Annotated in this window: 18 protein-coding genes; 5 read left to right on the top strand and 13 right to left on the bottom strand. The window is 59.0% G+C overall.

Going from position 1 to position 18,301, the window contains the following annotated elements; genetic code table 11:
* Nucleotides 1-63: 63 nt before the first annotated feature.
* Both FBY10_RS01365 and kdgD read right to left on the bottom strand, forming a co-directional pair.
* Nucleotides 64-1,509 (bottom strand): aldehyde dehydrogenase family protein, encoded by a 1,446-nt coding sequence (locus FBY10_RS01365; RefSeq protein ID WP_027604836.1) that lies wholly within the window; start codon nt 1,507-1,509, stop codon nt 64-66.
* A gap of 54 nt (nt 1,510-1,563) precedes the next feature.
* Nucleotides 1,564-2,475, bottom strand: coding sequence for a 5-dehydro-4-deoxyglucarate dehydratase (gene kdgD, locus FBY10_RS01360; RefSeq protein WP_027604837.1), 912 nt, complete (start codon nt 2,473-2,475; stop codon nt 1,564-1,566).
* Between the two features lie 242 nt (nt 2,476-2,717).
* On the opposite strand from kdgD, the gene FBY10_RS01355 reads away from it, so the two are divergent.
* Entirely contained in the window at nt 2,718-3,890 is a 1,173-nt protein-coding gene (locus tag FBY10_RS01355) for a phospholipase (protein WP_131698444.1), read from the top strand.
* Between the two features lie 110 nt (nt 3,891-4,000).
* Nucleotides 4,001-4,414 carry a hypothetical protein gene (locus FBY10_RS01350; RefSeq protein ID WP_131698445.1) on the top strand — a complete coding sequence of 138 codons (414 nt, stop codon included), beginning with the start codon at nt 4,001-4,003 and terminating at the stop codon, nt 4,412-4,414.
* Between the two features lie 16 nt (nt 4,415-4,430).
* On the opposite strand, the gene FBY10_RS01345 is transcribed toward FBY10_RS01350, so the two are convergent.
* Nucleotides 4,431-5,180, bottom strand: coding sequence for a FadR/GntR family transcriptional regulator (locus tag FBY10_RS01345; protein ID WP_131698446.1), 750 nt, complete (start codon nt 5,178-5,180; stop codon nt 4,431-4,433).
* Between the two features lie 278 nt (nt 5,181-5,458).
* Here FBY10_RS01345 and FBY10_RS01340 point away from each other — a divergent pair, with 278 nt between their 5' ends.
* Nucleotides 5,459-7,048 (top strand): glucan 1,4-alpha-maltotetraohydrolase domain-containing protein, encoded by a 1,590-nt coding sequence (locus FBY10_RS01340; RefSeq protein ID WP_145335345.1) that lies wholly within the window; start codon nt 5,459-5,461, stop codon nt 7,046-7,048.
* 61 nt (nt 7,049-7,109) lie between these two features.
* Here FBY10_RS01340 and FBY10_RS01335 read toward each other — a convergent pair whose 3' ends face one another.
* From FBY10_RS01335 to rplM, 7 genes are all read right to left on the bottom strand, one after another.
* Entirely contained in the window at nt 7,110-7,529 is a 420-nt protein-coding gene (locus tag FBY10_RS01335) for a ClpXP protease specificity-enhancing factor (protein ID WP_131698448.1), read from the bottom strand.
* 17 nt (nt 7,530-7,546) lie between these two features.
* Nucleotides 7,547-8,164 carry a glutathione S-transferase N-terminal domain-containing protein gene (locus tag FBY10_RS01330; RefSeq protein ID WP_027604841.1) on the bottom strand — a complete coding sequence of 206 codons (618 nt, stop codon included), beginning with the start codon at nt 8,162-8,164 and terminating at the stop codon, nt 7,547-7,549.
* A 148-nt stretch (nt 8,165-8,312) separates the two neighbouring features.
* Nucleotides 8,313-9,092, bottom strand: a complete 780-nt coding sequence (locus tag FBY10_RS01325; protein WP_145335348.1) for a cytochrome c1 — start codon at nt 9,090-9,092, stop codon at nt 8,313-8,315.
* The gene (locus FBY10_RS01320) at nt 9,092-10,303 is read right to left on the bottom strand and encodes a cytochrome bc complex cytochrome b subunit (protein WP_003171746.1); all 1,212 of its coding nucleotides are present in this window, start codon (nt 10,301-10,303) and stop codon (nt 9,092-9,094) included. Before FBY10_RS01320 ends, FBY10_RS01325 begins: the two co-directional genes overlap by 1 nt.
* A complete protein-coding gene (petA, locus tag FBY10_RS01315) occupies nt 10,303-10,896 on the bottom strand; it encodes a ubiquinol-cytochrome c reductase iron-sulfur subunit (RefSeq protein ID WP_027604843.1) in 594 nt (197 codons plus the stop codon). Before petA ends, FBY10_RS01320 begins: the two co-directional genes overlap by 1 nt.
* 266 nt (nt 10,897-11,162) lie before the next feature.
* Nucleotides 11,163-11,555, bottom strand: coding sequence for a 30S ribosomal protein S9 (rpsI, locus tag FBY10_RS01310; RefSeq protein ID WP_003171743.1), 393 nt, complete (start codon nt 11,553-11,555; stop codon nt 11,163-11,165).
* A gap of 14 nt (nt 11,556-11,569) precedes the next feature.
* Nucleotides 11,570-11,998 (bottom strand): 50S ribosomal protein L13, encoded by a 429-nt coding sequence (rplM, locus tag FBY10_RS01305; RefSeq protein ID WP_003171742.1) that lies wholly within the window; start codon nt 11,996-11,998, stop codon nt 11,570-11,572.
* Nucleotides 11,999-12,246: 248 nt separating this feature from the next.
* On the opposite strand from rplM, the gene FBY10_RS01300 reads away from it, so the two are divergent.
* Nucleotides 12,247-13,287 (top strand): NADP(H)-dependent aldo-keto reductase, encoded by a 1,041-nt coding sequence (locus FBY10_RS01300; protein ID WP_131698449.1) that lies wholly within the window; start codon nt 12,247-12,249, stop codon nt 13,285-13,287.
* Nucleotides 13,288-13,364: 77 nt separating this feature from the next.
* Here the strand turns inward: FBY10_RS01300 and FBY10_RS01295 are convergent, their stop codons facing one another.
* Nucleotides 13,365-14,501, bottom strand: coding sequence for an acyl-CoA dehydrogenase family protein (locus FBY10_RS01295; protein ID WP_145335350.1), 1,137 nt, complete (start codon nt 14,499-14,501; stop codon nt 13,365-13,367).
* Between the two features lie 220 nt (nt 14,502-14,721).
* Here FBY10_RS01295 and FBY10_RS01290 point away from each other — a divergent pair, with 220 nt between their 5' ends.
* Nucleotides 14,722-15,642, top strand: coding sequence for a GlxA family transcriptional regulator (locus FBY10_RS01290; RefSeq protein ID WP_178116718.1), 921 nt, complete (start codon nt 14,722-14,724; stop codon nt 15,640-15,642).
* A gap of 111 nt (nt 15,643-15,753) precedes the next feature.
* On the opposite strand, the gene zapE is transcribed toward FBY10_RS01290, so the two are convergent.
* A complete protein-coding gene (gene zapE, locus FBY10_RS01285; protein WP_053131627.1) occupies nt 15,754-16,848 on the bottom strand; it encodes a cell division protein ZapE in 1,095 nt (364 codons plus the stop codon).
* A 79-nt stretch (nt 16,849-16,927) separates the two neighbouring features.
* Nucleotides 16,928-18,283, bottom strand: coding sequence for a tryptophan--tRNA ligase (locus FBY10_RS01280; RefSeq protein ID WP_145335354.1), 1,356 nt, complete (start codon nt 18,281-18,283; stop codon nt 16,928-16,930).
* Nucleotides 18,284-18,301: the final 18 nt, after the last annotated feature.

Raw genomic sequence — 18,301 nt, 5'->3', positions numbered from 1 at the left:
AATGGTTTTCTATATTTTGTCGTGGGGACCGGCAGGCCTCCGGCCCCCACTGGGTGTTGCGTATTACGAACCGATGTAGCTGGTTTTCACCACGGTGTAGAACTCCTGCGCATAGCGACCCTGCTCCCGCGAGCCATAGGACGAGCCTTTACGGCCACCGAATGGAACGTGGTAATCCACACCTGCCGTCGGCAGATTGACCATCACCATCCCCGCCTGGGAATGACGCTTGAAGTGGTTGGCGTACTTCAACGATGTGGTGGCAATACCCGCCGACAAACCGAACTCGGTGTCGTTGGCCATGGCCAGTGCCGCCTCGTAGTCAGCCACGCGCACGACGTTGGCGACCGGGCCGAAGATCTCTTCACGGCTGATACGCATGGCGGCTTCGCTGTCGGCAAACAGCGTCGGCGCCAGGTAGTAGCCTTCGGTGTCACACGTCACCAGGCCACCACCGCTCACCAGCCGCGCGCCTTCGCTTTGGCCGATGTCGATGTACTTCATGTCCTGGTCCAGTTGGGCCTGGGAAACCACCGGGCCGATGTCGGTGCCGCTTTTCAGCGCATGGCCGACCTTGATCGACTTCATGCGCTCGGCCATGGCCGCGACGAACTGGTCGTGAATACCGGCGGTGACAATCAGGCGGCTGGACGCCGTGCAACGCTGGCCGGTGGAGTAGAACGCGCTCTGTACCGACAACTCGACGGCCTGCTTGAGGTCGGCGTCGTCGAGAATGATCTGCGGGTTCTTGCCGCCCATTTCCAACTGCACTTTGGCTTGGCGCGACACACAGCTGACAGCGATCTGACGACCCACACCGACGGAGCCGGTGAAGCTGATGCCGTCGACTTTCGGGCTGTTGACCAGCACATCGCCCACCACACGACCGCTGCCCATCACCAGGTTGAACACACCGGCAGGGAAACCGGCGCGGGAGATGATCTCCGCCAGGGCCCAGGCGCAGCCCGGTACCAGTTCAGCCGGTTTGATCACCACGCAGTTACCGTAGGCCAAGGCCGGGGCGATTTTCCAGGCGGGGATGGCGATCGGGAAGTTCCACGGGGTGATCAGGCCGACCACACCCAGGGCTTCGCGGGTGACTTCCACGTTGACGCCCGGGCGTACCGACGGCACGTAGTCGCCGGACAAACGCAGGCATTCACCGGCGAAGAACTTGAAGATGTTACCGGCGCGGGTCACTTCGCCGATGGCTTCCGGCAGGGTCTTGCCTTCTTCACGAGCCAACAGGGTGCCGAGTTCTTCGCGACGGGCGAGGATTTCGCTGCCGACTTTATCCAGGGCATCGTGGCGAGCCTGGATCCCGGAAGTGGACCAGGCCGGGAATGCGGCGCGAGCAGCGTCGATGGCGGCGTTGACCTGGGTGACGTCGGCCTTGGCGTATTCACCAATGACATCGGACAACTCCGACGGGTTGAGGTTGACGCAGTAGTCGGCGCCGGCAACCCATTCACCGTTGATGTAGTTCTCAAAACGCTTTACTTGGGACACGAATCTTCTCCTGACGCAAAAGGCCGCTGATTGCTCAGCGGCCTTGTGGATAATTTATTGCGGACCTTGCTTGTCGATCAGCGCGGCCAGGGCTTCGTATTCTTCCGGCAGCAGATCGGTCAGCGGCGTGCGCACAGGGCCTGCGTCATAGCCGACGATTTTTGCACCCGCCTTGACGATGCTCACGGCATAACCGGCCTTGCGGTTACGGATGTCCAGGTACGGCAGGAAGAAGTCGTCGATGATCTTGGCGACGGTGGCGTGATCATCCTTGGCAATGGCGTGGTAGAAGTCCATCGCGGTTTTCGGGATGAAGTTGAACACCGCCGAGGAGTACACCGGTACGCCCAGGGCCTTGTAGGCAGCGGCGTAAACCTCTGCAGTCGGCAGGCCGCCGAGGTAGCTGAAACGATCGCCTAGACGGCGGCGGATCGACACCATCAACTCGATGTCACCCAGGCCATCTTTGTAGCCGATCAGGTTCGGGCAGCGCTCGGCCAGGCGTTCCAGCAGCGGAGCGGTCAGGCGGCACACGTTGCGGTTGTAGACCACCACACCGATTTTGACCGATTTGCACACGGCTTCAACGTGGGCGGCAACGCCGTCCTGGCTGGCTTCGGTCAGGTAGTGCGGCAGCAGCAGCAGGCCTTTGGCGCCCAGGCGCTCGGCCTCTTGCGCGTACTCGATGGCCTGGCGGGTCGAACCACCGACACCGGCGAGGATCGGCACGCTGGTGGCGCAGGTATCAACGGCGGTCTTTATCACTTGGGAATATTCGCTGGCGGCGAGGGAGAAAAACTCACCGGTGCCGCCCGCTGCGAACAAAGCAGTGGCGCCGTAAGGTGCCAGCCATTCCAGGCGCTTGATATAGCCTGCCTGGTGGAAGTCACCCTGGGCATTGAAATCGGTCACCGGGAAAGACAGCAGACCGTGGGAGAGGATGGACTTCAGTTCTTGTGGATTCATTATTCGAACACCCTGGGCGAAGACTTTCTATTGAAAGGTTGTTGGTTTTGTTGATGTCGTACGTCATCGTACAACTATAAATAATTTCGTCAACTCCAATTCATCGGCGTTGTGCATTTGAGTGAGTTGAACGGCTCAGGCAGCGGTGTTCTTGACGTAGGAAATTATTCCTCTATGCTCTGCTTAACTGTATATGCATACAGCTATCAAGGAAGATTCCTACGACATAGCAAGGAGCTAACATGTCAGGTCTTGAACTCGCAGCACCCGAAAAGAAACCGCCAGTCCTACGTTTCGAAGGGGGTGAACACACCGCCATCGGCGACGATACGTTGTTGCGCTTTAGTAAGGACGCACCGGCGATTCCCGCGCGACAAGTCGAACTGCATCTGCCCAACGGGCTGGCACTGACCTACGGGCAAGTGATCGCCCTGGGCGGTGACTTTTATGGCATCCCCGGCCAGCCTATCAACGAGGGCACCTCACCTGCCGATCGTGTGCAACGCTTTAGCGCAGCGTTCAACTCACTGGCCGTGCTGCCAGCCGCGCGGGACGAAGCACCGAAAATCCTGGCGGTGATGCAAAAAGAGATCAGCGCGGTCAACCAGGCGATCAAGGACGGCAAGCAAGCCCATGAAGCCTATGATGCCCTGGGTGATACGTTGTCCGAGGAATGGAACCGCATCACCGGTGGCGGCAGCGCGGTGTCGGCACTGGTCCCATTGGGGCGCTACCTGAAACTGGCGGCGGACAATGCCGACCACTTCGGCGAATGGGCGCTGGCGGCCTACCTGGCGGGGCATGCAGCCGCATTGCAACAGGCCGTGGTGTCGCATCAAACCGGCACCGACCAGGCATTGGAACTGGCCTACGCCATGAACAGCTTTGCCGATCACTTCTTGACCGATCTGTTTTCTGCCGGGCACCTGCGGGTGCCGCGCAAACAGCTGGCAGCGGTCGTCACACCGGGCGAATTGGGTTCTCTGATCAGCCGCTTCATGCACGATGAAGACAGCAAGTTCGGTCTCAAGGTACGCAATGCCATGGGTGACGAGTGGCATGCCTATGGCGACAAACGCTATTTCGACAGTATCGACGCAGCCAATCGGGCACAGGTCAAACGCGCCGTTCAGGCATCCGCTGATGAGATCTTCGAAACCTTCATCAATGGCGTTGCGCCCTCCCCGGCTGACTTCAAGGCACCGCTGTATGTGCCGGATTTGAACGCGGCACAGAACCCGGCGAATAACTTCTCGCCGCTGTTCAAAATGGAGGGGGATAAGGTGCTAAGGCGTAAAGATGTCAGTGACCTGAACGACAAGCACTGGACGAATGACTGGTGGGGCTGGAGTACGTATTTGTTGTTGAAGGACTACAAACCCAACACACCTCATGAGAAGGACCGCTTGTCGTAACTGTTATTTCTAACAGTTACGCAGGATCTGTCCACGGTAGATAAGTCTCTTCAGGGCCGCACTGCCGCCCCTGAAGAGCATCGTGCGCTCATAACCAGAGGAACTCCATCATGACGCTTCCACTCCCCACCCTTGACCATCCGGCGACGGGCACATTGGCCCAGGGCGAGGTGACTGTTTCGCGCCTTGGGACCGAAATGAGCCTGAGCATCTCGAACACAGCCGATTTACCGAGTGATGGGAAAATCTACGCTTTTATCCTGAGCGATAAAACGGATGATCCCGAATCCCCAAGCTGGTCTGGACAGAAAACGCATGCGACCGAAACGGGCGACTGGTACGTCCTGCATGGCGAAGACCCGGAGGACGGGGAATTCCGCCGGCGCATAAACATTCAGGTCAACATCCCTAAAAGCGAGCTGCAGAAGCACACCGGGGAAAAAATTTATGTTGGCTATACGGCCGTAGCCAGTGAGTCCGGTGTGACCGAAAGCTCTGGGACGATTGAACTGACCGTCAAGTGAACCAGGCTCTCATGCTTCAACCCCGCTGCGCTTCTGCCTCTTCATGAGCATGGCGCAGCCGCTCGCGACTGTTGGTCAGGTGCAAACGCATGGCCGCCCGCGCCGCATCCGAATCCTGGCGGGCAATCGCCTCATAAATCTCTTCGTGTTCGCGACTCAGGCGTCCCATGTAGTGCTGGTGGTCATCATGGGCCAGGCGTGCCGAGTTCAGGCGCGTACGCGGAATGATGCTGGTGCCCAGGTGGGTCATGATGTCGGTGAAGTAGCGGTTGCCGGTGGACAACGCAATTTCCAGGTGGAAGGCGAAGTCCGAGGCCACTGCATCACCGGCGTGCGCCGCGCTTTCATTGAGGGCATCGAGGGCCGCGCGCATGGAGGCCAGCTGTTCATCGCTACGGCGCAGTGCGGCCAGCCCGGCGGATTCCACTTCCAGGCTGATACGCAGTTCGAGAATCGCCAGCACATCACGCAGGGTCACTACGGTGGCCGGGTCGATGCGAAAGCCGCTCGGGCTAGGCGTGTCCAGCACAAAGGTGCCGATACCATGACGGGTTTCCACCTGCCCCGCCGCCTGCAAGCGGGAGATGGCTTCCCGGACCACGGTGCGGCTGACGCCATGGGCGTCCATGATCGCCGATTCGGTGGGCAGCTTGTCGCCACGCTTGAGTTGGCCGTCGCGGATCTGCTCGGACAACACCGTGACCAATTCCTGGGCAAGGCTGCGGCGCTTGCGGGGAAGACGAGGGGCGGTGCTGGCGTTTTCCATGTGGAATCATCTATCTCGGCGGACTAAAACAGCATCATAGCCCATGGCGGTTGTACGATCACCGTTTGTACCGCACTTTCATGTACAAGCCGGCAGCTTTCAGCCCCGGCCATACATGCCCCCCCGTGCAAAGGGGTTCAAACTCGAACATAACGCGTGGCTACTTCACACCTGAATCTTAGTGCCAAACGATCTCGCGCACCTGGCAACTATGACAGCAGACGGGTTTGCATCCTCGTAGCAGAGTAAAGCCTGTTCCATCAAACAGGTGACGGGTGATGAAACGCACAGGCTGGTATTGCACAACGATTGTCTGGCTGCTGGCATGCACCGTCCACGCGGCGCCGCCGACTGTGCGCAATGGCGGTGGCGAAGACATCCTGCTGCAAGGCTTCCACTGGAACTCCAGCCGCAATGCTCCGCAGAAATGGTATGAAGTGCTGGCACAAATGGCCCCCACTATCGGCCAGGACGGCTTCACCAAAATCTGGCTGCCACCCGCCTGGACCGATCAATCCAGTTGGAGCGACGCGGCGTCGGGAACGTCCGGTGGCGGTGAAGGTTACTTCTGGAGCGACTTCGACAAGAACAGCCGATACGGCAGTGACAGCCAGCTCAAACAGGCGGTCGCCGCCTTGGCAGGGGCCGGCGTGCAAGCAATATACGACGTGGTGCCCAACCATATGAACGACAAGCTGCCGAGTCAACAGATACGCTTCCCCAGGGGCCTCAAGCTGTGGCGCGATGACTGCACAACGCCCGTCGTCTGTGATGAGGGCGACGCGTTCATGAGCGGTTCGGCCGACCTCAACACAAGCAACTCGGAAGTCTCGCAGCGCTTCATGCAGGAATTCAGGAACCTGCGGGACAACTACAGCGCCAAAGGCTTGCGCTTCGATTTTACGCGCGGCTACGCACCGGAGCGGGTCGATGTGTGGATGAAAAACTTTGGTGACCAAGCGTTCTGCGTCGGCGAGTTGTGGAAAGGCCCCAGCGAGTATCCGGCGAACGACTGGCGCAGTCAGGCCAGTTGGCAGGATGCGTTGAAGGACTGGTCGGATCGGTCCCACTGCAGCGTGTTCGATTTCGCCCTCAAGGAGCGCATGCAAAATGGCAGCTTGGCCGAGTGGCGCCATGGCTTGAATGGCAACCCCGACCCGGCATGGCGACAGGTCGCGGTGACCTTTGTCGATAACCACGACACCGGTTATTCGCCAGGGCAATACGGCGGGCAGCACCATTGGTCCCTTGCCGATCCGCAACGCAATATTGCCTATGCCTATATCCTGCTGAGCCCCGGTACGCCCACTGTGTATTGGCCTGATATGTACGACTGGGGCCGGGGCGACCTGATCCGCAAGCTGATCAGCCTGCGCAAGGACGCCGGTATCAGTGCCGATTCACCGATCAGGTTCCAGACCCACTATTCCGGATTGGTGGCCGCCATCCAAGGCAGCCGCAAGCGCCTACTGATCGCTTTGGACTCCGACCTCTCCAAGGTGCCTGACGGTTTCAGCCCTGCGCTGTTTGCGGACGGGCAGCGCATCCGCTCGTGGCAGGCCGCTCCGGCACCTTCCGACACCACCACCACTTTGCACTGCGACAACGTCAGGCCGGGGCTCGGCCAGGCAGTCTACGCAGTGGGATCGCCTATCGAACTCGGCGCCTGGGACCCGGCCCACGCCATCGCACTGCAACCCGGCGCAGCCAATCGCTGGAGCGGTACTGTCGTGTGGCCGACCCAGCAACACATCGAATGGAAATGCCTGATCCGCAGCCTGAGCAATATCAACGAGGTCTACTGGCAAGACGGCCTCAACAATCAGTTCACCACGGGGGCCGCCAGCGAAACAGCGGGGAATTTTTGACAAAAAAATGCCCCGGCAGAGCCGAGGCATTTTTTAACGTAGGCCCGAAGACTTACGCACTTTACTTCACCACTTTCAGGCTCGGCCGACCGCTCGGACGCGGCGGCTCGGTCTCCGGTGGCGGCACATCATCGCCGTCTTCGTTTTCAATCGCTTCGTCGTCCTCGAAAGGCGACTCCAGATCGAACACCATGCCTTGGCCGTTCTCCCGGGCATAGATGCCGAGGATAGCGCCAATCGGCACGAACAGCGTATGCGGCACACCGCCGAAACGCCCTTCGAAGCTGACCGCTTCATTGTCCATGTGCAGGTGGCGCACGGCACTGGGTGATACGTTCAACACAATCTGCCCGTCACTGGCAAACCCCTGCGGTACCTGAACCGCAGGAAATTCGGAATTGACCAGCATGTGCGGGGTGCAATCGTTATCCACAATCCACTCATAGAGCGCGCGGACCAGGTAAGGTCGACTGGAGTTCATCAACGGCTCCTTAAGCCTTAGCGCATATCGCGTTCGACACCAGACAGACTCGCCTGGAAAGCCTCACGCGCGAACTGGCGCTCCATGTAATCAAGCAACGGCTTGGCCGGCCGTGGCAGTTCAATGCCCAGAATCGGCAAGCGCCAGAGTATGGGTAATAGGCAGCAATCCACCAAGCTTTGTTCCTCACTGAGGAAAAAAGGTTTATCGGCGAACAACGGCGAAACACCGGTCAGGCTCTCGCGCAATTCCTTGCGCGCCTGCACCCGAGCAGCTTCTTTGCTGCGGGTATCCAGAATCAAATCCACCAGCCCGCACCAATCTCGCTGGATCCGATGGATCAGCAGGCGGCTGTTGGCACGGGCCACCGGATACACCGGCAGCAAAGGCGGATGCGGGTAACGCTCATCCAGATATTCCATCACCACGGTTGACTCCCACAACGCCAGGTCACGATCGACCAGGGTGGGCAAGCTGCCGTAAGGGTTCACTTCGATCAGTTTCGGCGGATGACGACCCACCTCCACACTGATGATCTCGGCGCTGACACCCTTCTCTGCGAGTACGATGCGTACTCGGTGGGAATAGTGGTCGGCGGGGTCGGAGTAACAGGCCAACCGATTGGTCACGCCCATGGCGGTCCTCCTCGCTTGTTGAAATTATGGAAAGCTCAAAAACGAGCGCGCCCAGAAAGCATCTCTGCAGCCTCTGGAAAGTCCAGATCGCTACGGGTTAGAGATGCCGCTGGGCGCGCAAGATTAACAGCAATTGCTTACGGTTGGATCAATGCACATCCTTCCAGTATTCGCGTTTAAGCAGATAAGCGAATACGAAGAAGAAAGCCAGGTACAGCAAGACATACGTCCCGATGCGCTGGTGTTGCAGTTTGACCGGGTTGGCGGAATAGGCCAGGAAGGTCACCAGATTCTTGACCTTCTCGTCAAACTGCTCGTCAGTCAACAAACCAGGGGTTTCTATCTTCAGTTGATCGCACGCTTCATGAGTCAAAGGCGTACCGGTCAACGGATCATATTGCTTCTTGCCGTCTTCGACGACCTGAACCTGCTTGCATCCTACCACTTGCTTGCCTTGCAGGCCGACCAGAACGTTAGGCATGCCGACGTTCGGGAACACACGGTTGTTCACGCCATAAGGGCGCGCCGGGTCCTCGTAGAAGGATTTCAGGTAGCCGTAGAGCCAGTCGGTGCCGCGTACACGTGCCACCAGAGTCAGGTCAGGAGGCGCTGCGCCGAACCAGGTCTTGGCGTCGGCAGGCTTCATGCCGATATTCATGTGGTCGCCGATCTTGGCACCGGTGAACACCAGCTTCTCCAGCATCATTTCATGGGGGATACCGAGGTCATCGGCCACCCGCTCGTAACGCTGGAACTTGGCGCTGTGGCAGCCCATGCAGTAGTTGGCGAACGTACGCGCGCCGTCTTGCATAGCCGCCTTGTCAGACACGTCGATATCGACTTTTTCCAGTTCCGGGCCGCCGTGCTCGGCAGCGAAGGACAGTAGCGGCAGCGCCGCAAGCATCAATGCAACGAATAATTTTTTCATCAGCCAGTCACCCTTTCCGGAACCGGTTTGGTCTTCTCGAGCCGGGTGTAGAACGGCATCAGAATGAAGTAGGCGAAGTACAGGAAGGTGCAGACCTGCGACAGCAGCGTACGCTCAGGGGTCGGCGCCAATACGCCCAACACGCCCAGAATCACGAATGCAATGCAGAACACCCACAGCCAGATTTTGCTCAGCCAGCCTTTGTAGCGCATGGACTTGACCGGGCTTCGGTCGAGCCACGGCAACACGAACAGCACCGCAATGGCCGCGCCCATGGCGATGACGCCCATGAGTTTGTCGGGGATCGCCCGCAAGATCGCGTAGAACGGCGTGAAGTACCAGACCGGGGCAATGTGCTCAGGTGTCTTGAAGGCGTTCGCCTGTTCGAAGTTAGGCTTCTCGAGGAAATAACCACCCATCTCCGGGAAAAAGAACACGATCGAGCAGAACACGAAGAGGAACACGACCACGCCGACAATGTCTTTCACGGTGTAGTACGGGTGGAACGGGATGCCATCCAGCGGGATGCCGTTCTCGTCCTTGTGTTTCTTGATGTCCACGCCATCCGGGTTGTTGGAACCCACTTCGTGCAGCGCCAGGATGTGCAGCACCACCAGGCCCAGGATCACAATCGGCAGCGCTACGACGTGCAAAGCGAAGAAGCGATTCAGGGTGATACCGGAGATCAGGTAGTCACCACGGATCCACTGGGTCAGGTCGTTGCCGATGACGGGAATGGCACCGAACAGCGAGATGATCACCTGGGCGCCCCAGTACGACATCTGGCCCCATGGCAGCAGGTAGCCCATGAAGGCTTCCGCCATCAGCGCCAGGTAGATCAGCATACCGAACACCCACACCAGCTCCCGTGGCTTCTGGTACGAACCGTAGAGCAAACCACGGAACATGTGCAGGTAGACCACGATAAAGAACGCTGAAGCGCCGGTGGAGTGCAGCAGGCGCAGGATCGAGCCGTACTCGACGTCACGCATGATGTATTCGACGGAGGCAAACGCTTCTTCCGCCGACGGGGTGTAGCTCATCGTCAGCCAGACACCGGTGACGATCTGGTTAACCAGCACCAGCAGTGCCAGGGAACCAAAGAAGTAGAAGAAGTTGAAGTTTTTTGGCGCGTAATACTTGCTGAGATGGTCTTCCCACATCTTAGTGGCGGGGAAGCGTGCATCCACCCAATCCATGAACTTGCTCATCACGCGTTCTCCTTATCGAGGCCAATGACAATGAGGTCGTCAGTTTCGTAGGTATGCGGAGGCACGGGCAGGTTCAAGGGAGCGGGCTGGGACTTGTAGACGCGCCCCGCCAGATCGTAGTGGGAGCCGTGGCAGGGACAGAAATAACCACCGACCCAGTCTTTACCCAGATCGACCGGGGCGACTTCGGGGCGGAAGGTGGGCGAGCATCCCAAGTGGGTACACAGGCCAACCAGCAGCAGAATCTCTGGCTTGATCGAACGTGCTTCATTTTTGGCGTAGGCGGGTTGGTCGGATTTCTCAGATTTGGGGTCAGACAACTGGCCTTCGATCTTTTTCAGATTTCCCAGGATTTCCTCAGTACGACGAACAATGAATACCGGCTGGCCGCGCCACTCAGCAATCATCTGCTGGCCTGGTTCGATCTTGCTGATATTCACCTTCACCGGTGCACCTGCGGCTTTCGCCTTGGCACTGGGAAACCATGACCCCACGAACGGGACCGCAGCCCCCACCGCTCCTGCAGCACCCACCACGGATGTGGCTGCTACTAAGAAGCGACGCCGGCCTGCATTCACGCCGTCATTGCTCATTCAGTCCTCTCCCATCAGCTTTTTGGCCTGTTAAATCAGGCGTCTACTAAGTATTAAATCTGAACTTATAAAAATTTTGCCGAATGGTAATGAAAAGCCCCACGTATGACAAGGGAATTGCCCGGGGCTCCGCCTCCAAGCCTTGTAGTATAGGGGGTCTACGGATGTGGCAAGTTGTCACGGTGAAAAATGTGCATAAATCGCAGGCAATAAAAAACGCCCAGCTCCGTAAGGAGGCTGGGCGTTTTTGTGGAACGTAAAGCGAATTAACGCTTCGAGTACTGCGGACGCTTACGCGCTTTACGCAGACCGACTTTCTTACGTTCAACTTCACGGGCATCACGAGTCACGAAGCCAGCTTTGCGCAGAGCGCCACGCAGGGTTTCGTCGTACTGCATCAGAGCGCGAGTGATACCGTGGCGGATTGCGCCAGCTTGACCACTTACACCGCCACCGATAACGGTGACGTAGATGTCGAACTTTTCAACAGTCTCGGTCAATTCCAGCGGCTGACGAACTACCATGCGGGCAGTTTCGCGACCGAAGAAGTTGTCCAGAGTGCGGTTGTTTATCGAGATGTTACCAGTGCCCGGACGCAGGAAAACGCGTGCGGTTGCGGTTTTGCGACGGCCAGTGCCGTAATTTTGAGTCGCCGACATAATGAACTATTCCGTTAAAACTTCAGTTCTTGGGGCTGCTGAGCAGCATGAGGGTGTACAGCGCCCGCATAGACTTTCAGCTTGCGAAACATATCGCGACCCAGTGGGCCCTTCGGCAGCATGCCTTTGACCGCGATTTCGATCGGGGCTTCAGGCTTCTTGGAGATCAGGCCTTCAAAGTTGGAAGACTTGATACCGCCTGGGAAACCGGAGTGACGGTAGTACATTTTGTCTTGCGCTTTGTTGCCGGTAACACGTACCTGCTCAGCGTTGATGATCACGATGTAGTCACCGGTGTCAACGTGAGGGGTGTACTCAGGCTTGTGCTTGCCACGCAGACGGCTGGCGACTTCAGTGGCCAGACGACCCAGGGTCTGACCAGCGGCGTCGACGACAAACCAGTCGCGCTGAACTGTTTCCGGTTTTGCAGTAAAAGTTGTCATTCTTTAATAGCCTCAGGGGCCGCCCTGTAAATTAGACGGCGGATCTTACTGAATAGTGCTTACTTTGACAAGTCAAAGGCAGCCGGATACAGACGCTATCGGGGGCTCGGGTCGGCGCGTCCGTTCAACGGCAAGATTCTTCGGCAGGCGGCGCATCACTTCCACTGCAGAAAGAGGTGGGCAATTATGCAGATTGCGAAAAAAAATTCAACCTGCTTTTATGATTGTTTTCCCTGAAGGAGCACCCGATGGATTATCGACAGCTGGGCCGTACGGATCTGAACGTGAGCGCGATAGCCCTGGGCACCATGACGTGGGGTGAGCAGAACAGCGAGGCAGAGGCCTTCGCGCAGATCGAACGGGCCAAGGCGGCGGGGATTAACGTCCTCGACACCGCAGAAATGTACCCGGTGCCGCCCAAGGCCGACACCTATGCCACCACCGAGCGTTACATCGGTAATTACTTCAAAAGCCGCGGTGACCGTGCCGACTGGATCCTCGCCAGCAAGATCGCCGGCCCCGGCAACACCATCGACTACATCCGCGACGGCCATCTGCGCCACAACCGCAAGCACATCGTCGAAGCCCTGGACGCCAGCCTCAAGCGCCTGCAAACCGACTGGATCGACCTCTACCAGCTGCACTGGCCGGAGCGCAGCACCAACTTCTTCGGCCAATTGAGCTACAAACACAAGGACGAAGACGACCTGACCCCGCTGGAGGAAACCCTCGAAGCGCTGGATGAGCAGGTGAAGGCTGGCAAGATCCGCCACATTGGCCTGTCCAATGAAACCCCGTGGGGCGCCATGAAGTTCCTGGCCCTGGCCGAAGCCCGCGGCTGGACCCGCGCGGTATCGATCCAGAACCCCTACAACCTGCTCAACCGCAGCTTTGAGGTTGGCCTGGCGGAAATCGCCATTCGTGAGCAGTGCGGCCTGCTGGCTTACTCGCCCCTGGCATTCGGCATGCTCAGCGGCAAGTACGAAGGTGGCGCACGCCCGGCCAAGGCGCGCCTGACGGAGTACAGCCGTTTCAGCCGCTACTTCAACCCGCAGTCGGAGGCGGCGTGCAGCCGTTATGTGGCACTGGCGCGGGAGCATGGCCTGGATCCTGCGCAGATGGCATTGGCGTTTGTGACACAACAGCCGTTCGTGACCAGCAACATTATTGGCGCAACATCGCTGGAGCAACTGGACAGCAACATCGCCAGTGCTGATCTGAAGCTGTCGAAGGAAGTACTGGAAGGGATTGAGGCGATTCAGAAGGATCATCCGAATCCGGCGCCTTGATCGATCTGTAGGCCGCTATCGGGGGCAAGTCGAATCGTCGCACCGCCCCGATAGGGCCCTCACAAACAACACAGCACTCAAAGCGCCCGCGCAATGATCTCCTTCATGATCTCGTTGGTCCCCGCATAAATCCGCTGCACCCGCGCATCCGCCCACGCCCGTGCAATCGGGTACTCCCACATGAACCCGTAGCCGCCGTGCAACTGCACGCACTCATCGAGCACCTTACATTGCAGGTCCGTGGCCCAGTACTTGGCCATCGCGGCAGTGGGCACATCCAGCTTGCCTTCCAGGTGCAACGCCATGCATTTGTCGACGAACACGCGGCCGATCTGAATCTCAGTGGCCATCTCCGCCAACTTGAACCGGGTGTTCTGAAAGTCGGCAATCGCCTTGCCGAACGCCTTGCGCTCACGGGTATATTCCAGGGTCCACTGCAACGCCGCCTCGGCAGACGACAGCGCGCCAATCGCGACAGTCAAACGCTCCTGCGGCAATTCCTGCATCAAATAGGCGAAGCCCATGCCGGCCTGGCCCAGCAGGTTTTCCTTGGGTACGCGCACGTCCTGGAAAAACAGCTCTGACGTGTCCTGGGCCTTCATGCCGACCTTCTCCAGGCGCTTGCCCTTGGCGAAGCCGGGCGTATCGGCGTCCACCAGAAACAGGCTGGTGCCCTTGGCACCCGCCTTGGGATCGGTCTTGGCGACCACGATCACCAGCTCAGCCAGGTACCCGTTGGTGATAAAGGTCTTGGAGCCATTGATCACGTACTCATCACCGTCCAGCACGGCTGTGGTCTTGACCCCTTGCAAGTCGGACCCGGCACCCGGCTCGCTCATGGCGATGGCCGTGACCCTCTCACCGGAGATCAACTTGGGCAGGTACTTGTGCTTCAGCGCCTCACTGCCGTAATGCAGGATGTAGGGCGCGACAATGTCCGAATGCAGGGAAAAGCCGATGCCGGTCAGGCCCAGGCGGCTGATCTCCTCGATCACTACCGCGCTGTAGAGAAAGTCCGCGCCCAGCCCGCCGTATTCCTCCGGCAGATGGGAACACAACATCCCCGCCTCCCCTGCCTTGCTCCACAGGTTACGGTCGATGTAGCCCTGCTTCTCCCATTGCCCGTGAAACGGTGCAGCGTCTTTTTCAAGAAAGGTGCGCACGCTCTGGCGGAAGAGTTCGTGCTCCGGGCTGAACAAGGTTCTCGGAATCATGGGTCACCTGCGTGGATTGTCGGACAAGGACGAGCCCACAGAGCCTATGCCCCGATGGCGTCACAGGACACTGGACACATGCGACAAAAAATAAGACGATCCAGCCGTCTGGTGACCACTTTCCCCTATAAGAATAAATGAAATTATGTCTAACCAAATCTCCACGCCGTTGCGGCGCGTCAGCATTTTGGCCATTGATCGGGTATTCGCTTCTACCCTCATGCAAGCCAAGGATTTCTTCCATCTCGCCAGCCTGCGTTATGGCAAACAGCAAGGCCTGGGCCTGACCCCAGCGTTCGAAACACGCCTGGTGAGCCCCGACGGAAAATCGGTGCGCAGCTTCAGTGATGTGATCATGCCGGTGGACGGCGGCCTGGAAGACGCCGACATCATCGTGCTACCGGCCTTCTGGGATGACTTCGATGCCCTGTGTGTGCGCTACCCGCAAGTGCTGCCGTGGCTGCGCGAGCAACATGCACGCGGCGCGGTACTCTGCGGCGAAGCCACCGGGGTGTTCTGGCTGGCCGAAGCCGGACTGCTCGACGGCAAGGAGGCGACCACCTACTGGCGCTTCTTCAACGCGTTCAGCGAACGCTTCCCCAAAGTCCAGCTCAATCAGGACAAACATCTCACCGACGCCGACAACCTGTATTGCGCCGGCGGCACCACCTCGGCGTGCGACCTGTATATCTACCTGATCGAACGCTTCTGCGGCGCCAACATCGCCCAGGCCGTGGCCCGCGACATCCTCTACGAAGTACAGCGCAGCTATTCACCCGGACGCATCGGTTTTGGCGGCCAGAAGCTGCACCAGGACGTGATCATCCTGCAGATCCAGCACTGGCTCGAAGAGCATTTCGCCGACAAATTCCGCTTCGAAGACGTTGCCCGGGAACACGGCATGAGCATCCGCAATTTCATGCGCCGCTTCCAGACCGCCACCGGCGACAAGCCGCTGCATTACCTGCAACGACTGCGTATCGAGACGGCCAAGGGCCTGCTCTCGGGCAGCCGCAAGAGCATCAAGACCATCAGTTATGAGGTGGGTTACGACGATGCGAGTTTCTTTGCGCGGTTGTTCAGACAGCACACGGAGCTGTCACCGAACCAATATCGGCAACAGTTCCAACAAGCCGCGTAAGCAAATGAGGGAGGGGGCTTGCTCCCGATAGCGGTGGATCAGTCAGTGCATCTGTTACTGAAAGACCGCTATCGGAGGCAAGCCCCCTCCCACATTTGACCTACATCGCTCTTAAGGCTTGTGCCCGCGCGACAGGAACTCGTGGGATTGCATTTCCAACAGGCGGCTCAGGGTGCGCTGGAATTCAAAGTTCAAGCGCCCGCCGGTATACAGATCCTTGAGTTCGACTTCCGCCGAGATGATCAACTTGACGTTACGGTCGTAGAACTCGTCGACCATGTTGATAAACCGTCGTGCGATGTCGTCGGTGGTGACGCTCATCTGCTCCACGCCGCTGAGGATCACCGCGTGGAAGATCTTGCCCAGTTCGATGTAGTCGTTCTGGCTGCGCGGGCCGTCGCACAACTGGCGGAATTCGAACCAGGCCACGTCATCGCAGGTACGCAGAGCGATGATTTCGCGGTTCTCGATCATCAGCTTGTCGTTTTCCACCGCCTGGGTGCATTCCGGCGTGAGGGCGCGGAAGCTTTTGCGCAGGCTTTCGTGCGCCGCTTCGTTCAGCGGGAAGTGGAACAACTCCGCTTGCTCGAGGTGACGCAGACGGTAGTCGACCCCGCTGTCGACGTTGACGATCTCGGTGTTCTGCTTGATCAGCGCGATGGCCGGCAGGAAGCGAGCGCGCTGCAGGCCGTCCTTGTACAGGCCGTCGGGCACGATGTTCGAGGTGGCGACCAGGGTCACGCCGTTCTTGAACAGCTCTTCCATCAGGGTGCCGAGGATCATGGCATCGGTGATGTCAGAGACGAAGAATTCATCGAAGCAGATGACCCGCGCTTCATCGGAGAAACGCTTGGCGATGATGGTCAGCGGGTTTTTCTCACCCGGCAGGGTCTTCATTTCTTCGTGCACGCGCTTCATGAAGCGGTGGAAGTGGGTGCGGACCTTTTCCTTGAACGGCAGCGCTTCAAAGAACGTATCGACCAGGTAGGTCTTACCCCGGCCTACACCGCCCCAGAAATACAAGCCCTTGACCGGCGTGTGGTCTTTCTTGCCAAACAGCTTGCTGAGCATCCCCGGCTTGCTTTGCGAGGCCGCAACCAAGTCGTCGTACAGGCGCTGCAAATGACGCACCGCCGTTTCCTGGGCCGCGTCATGGAAGAATTCAGGGCGTTTCAGATCAGCTTGGTATCGTTCTAGGGGCGTCATAATTTCGTTAGCAAGGCAACAAAAACGGGCCGTCACTGTAACGACGGCCCTGGATAATGGCAATCAACCCTTGGTCGGGTTAATCCTCGATTGGGGTCAACGCAGTGCGCAAGGCTTCGATGGCGGCATCACGCGATGCACCATCGGCGAACTCGGCGCTGTCGGCCACTGCGGCACCGTCCAGCCATACGCTGAAGCTCAGGGCTTCGGTGCGTAAGTCCAGCGCAGCGCCACTTTGCAGTTGTTTGGTGACTGCGCCGGCCGCTTTACCATCGGCAAAGTTGCGCGACAGCAGCAATTGCTCGCCATCGGCGGCCAACAGGCGGAAGCGGAAGCTGCCGTCATCTTCACGGAAGCTCACGAAACGCGCGGCCTTGGCGGCCTTCTTCTTGGTGGCGATCGGCGCTGCAGCCTGCTCGACGAACGAACGCAGGCCCACCGCTTCACGCAACTCGGCCAGGAATGGCGCGGCTACGGCACGGGCTTTCCTGGCCCCGACCTGCAACAGGTCTTCCATGTCCGACGGGCGCGACATCAACTGGTGGTAACGCTCGCGGGCCTCGCCCAGTTGGCTGTCCAGCAGTTGGAACAGACGGCTCTTCGCCTCGCCCCAACCCAGGCCTTGCAGCAGCTCGCCGCGGAACTCTTCTTCCTGGGCCTTGCTGGCAAACGCCTGGTAGAGGGTGAACAGGTGCGAGTTGTCGGGGTCCTTGGCTTCGCCGGGCGCGCGGGAGTCGGTGACGATCCGCGAGATGGCGTCCTTCATGTCCTTGGCGCTGGTGAACAACGGGATGGTGTTGTCGTAGCTCTTGGACATCTTGCGGCCATCCAGGCCCGGCAAGGTGGCAACGCTTTCTTCGATCAGCGCCTCGGGCATGGTGAAGAATTCTTTACCGTTGCCGAACAGGTGGTTGAAGCGCTGGCCGATGTCGCGGGCCATTTCAACGTGCTGGATCTGGTCGCGGCCCACCGGCACCTTGTGCGCGTTGAACATCAGGATGTCCGCCGCCATCAGCACCGGGTAGCTGTACAGGCCCATGGTGATGCCCGCATCCGGGTCTTCGCCGGTTTCCACGTTCTTGTCCACCGAGGCCTTGTAGGCATGGGCGCGGTTGAGCAGGCCCTTGGCGGCGACGCAGGTCAGCAGCCAGGTCAGCTCGGGGATTTCCGGGATGTCGGACTGGCGATAAAAGGTCACCCGGTTCACATCCAGGCCACCGGCCAGCCAGGTCGCGGCGATTTCCATACGCGAACGCTGGATGCGCTGCGGGTCATCGCATTTGATCAGGGCGTGGTAGTCGGCCAGAAAGTAGAAGGAGTCAGCATTGACGTCCTGGCTGGCAAGGATCGCCGGGCGGATCGCACCAGCGTAGTTGCCCAGGTGCGGCGTGCCGGTGGTGGTGATGCCGGTGAGGATGCGGGTACGAGTCGTCATGGGTAATCGCTTATCAGA

Source organism: Pseudomonas sp. SJZ103 (genome assembly GCF_007828335.1).
Lineage (GTDB): Bacteria > Pseudomonadota > Gammaproteobacteria > Pseudomonadales > Pseudomonadaceae > Aquipseudomonas.
The sequence above is the reverse complement of the archived record's forward strand: the minus strand, read 5'-3'. Positions and strand labels throughout refer to the sequence as shown.

Coding starts and splice junctions, on each gene's coding strand:
- rplM (WP_003171742.1), bottom strand. CDS start 11,998: ATGACAACTTTTACTGCAAAACCGGAAACAGTTCAGCGCGACTGGTTT.
- FBY10_RS01300 (WP_131698449.1), top strand. CDS start 12,247: ATGGATTATCGACAGCTGGGCCGTACGGATCTGAACGTGAGCGCGATA.
- kdgD (WP_027604837.1), bottom strand. CDS start 2,475: ATGAATCCACAAGAACTGAAGTCCATCCTCTCCCACGGTCTGCTGTCT.
- FBY10_RS01350 (WP_131698445.1), top strand. CDS start 4,001: ATGACGCTTCCACTCCCCACCCTTGACCATCCGGCGACGGGCACATTG.
- FBY10_RS01355 (WP_131698444.1), top strand. CDS start 2,718: ATGTCAGGTCTTGAACTCGCAGCACCCGAAAAGAAACCGCCAGTCCTA.
- FBY10_RS01290 (WP_178116718.1), top strand. CDS start 14,722: ATGCAAGCCAAGGATTTCTTCCATCTCGCCAGCCTGCGTTATGGCAAA.
- petA (WP_027604843.1), bottom strand. CDS start 10,896: ATGAGCAATGACGGCGTGAATGCAGGCCGGCGTCGCTTCTTAGTAGCA.
- FBY10_RS01345 (WP_131698446.1), bottom strand. CDS start 5,180: ATGGAAAACGCCAGCACCGCCCCTCGTCTTCCCCGCAAGCGCCGCAGC.
- zapE (WP_053131627.1), bottom strand. CDS start 16,848: ATGACGCCCCTAGAACGATACCAAGCTGATCTGAAACGCCCTGAATTC.
- FBY10_RS01340 (WP_145335345.1), top strand. CDS start 5,459: ATGAAACGCACAGGCTGGTATTGCACAACGATTGTCTGGCTGCTGGCA.
- FBY10_RS01325 (WP_145335348.1), bottom strand. CDS start 9,092: ATGAAAAAATTATTCGTTGCATTGATGCTTGCGGCGCTGCCGCTACTG.
- FBY10_RS01335 (WP_131698448.1), bottom strand. CDS start 7,529: ATGAACTCCAGTCGACCTTACCTGGTCCGCGCGCTCTATGAGTGGATT.
- FBY10_RS01330 (WP_027604841.1), bottom strand. CDS start 8,164: ATGGGCGTGACCAATCGGTTGGCCTGTTACTCCGACCCCGCCGACCAC.
- FBY10_RS01320 (WP_003171746.1), bottom strand. CDS start 10,303: ATGAGCAAGTTCATGGATTGGGTGGATGCACGCTTCCCCGCCACTAAG.
- rpsI (WP_003171743.1), bottom strand. CDS start 11,555: ATGTCGGCGACTCAAAATTACGGCACTGGCCGTCGCAAAACCGCAACC.
- FBY10_RS01295 (WP_145335350.1), bottom strand. CDS start 14,501: ATGATTCCGAGAACCTTGTTCAGCCCGGAGCACGAACTCTTCCGCCAG.
- FBY10_RS01280 (WP_145335354.1), bottom strand. CDS start 18,283: ATGACGACTCGTACCCGCATCCTCACCGGCATCACCACCACCGGCACG.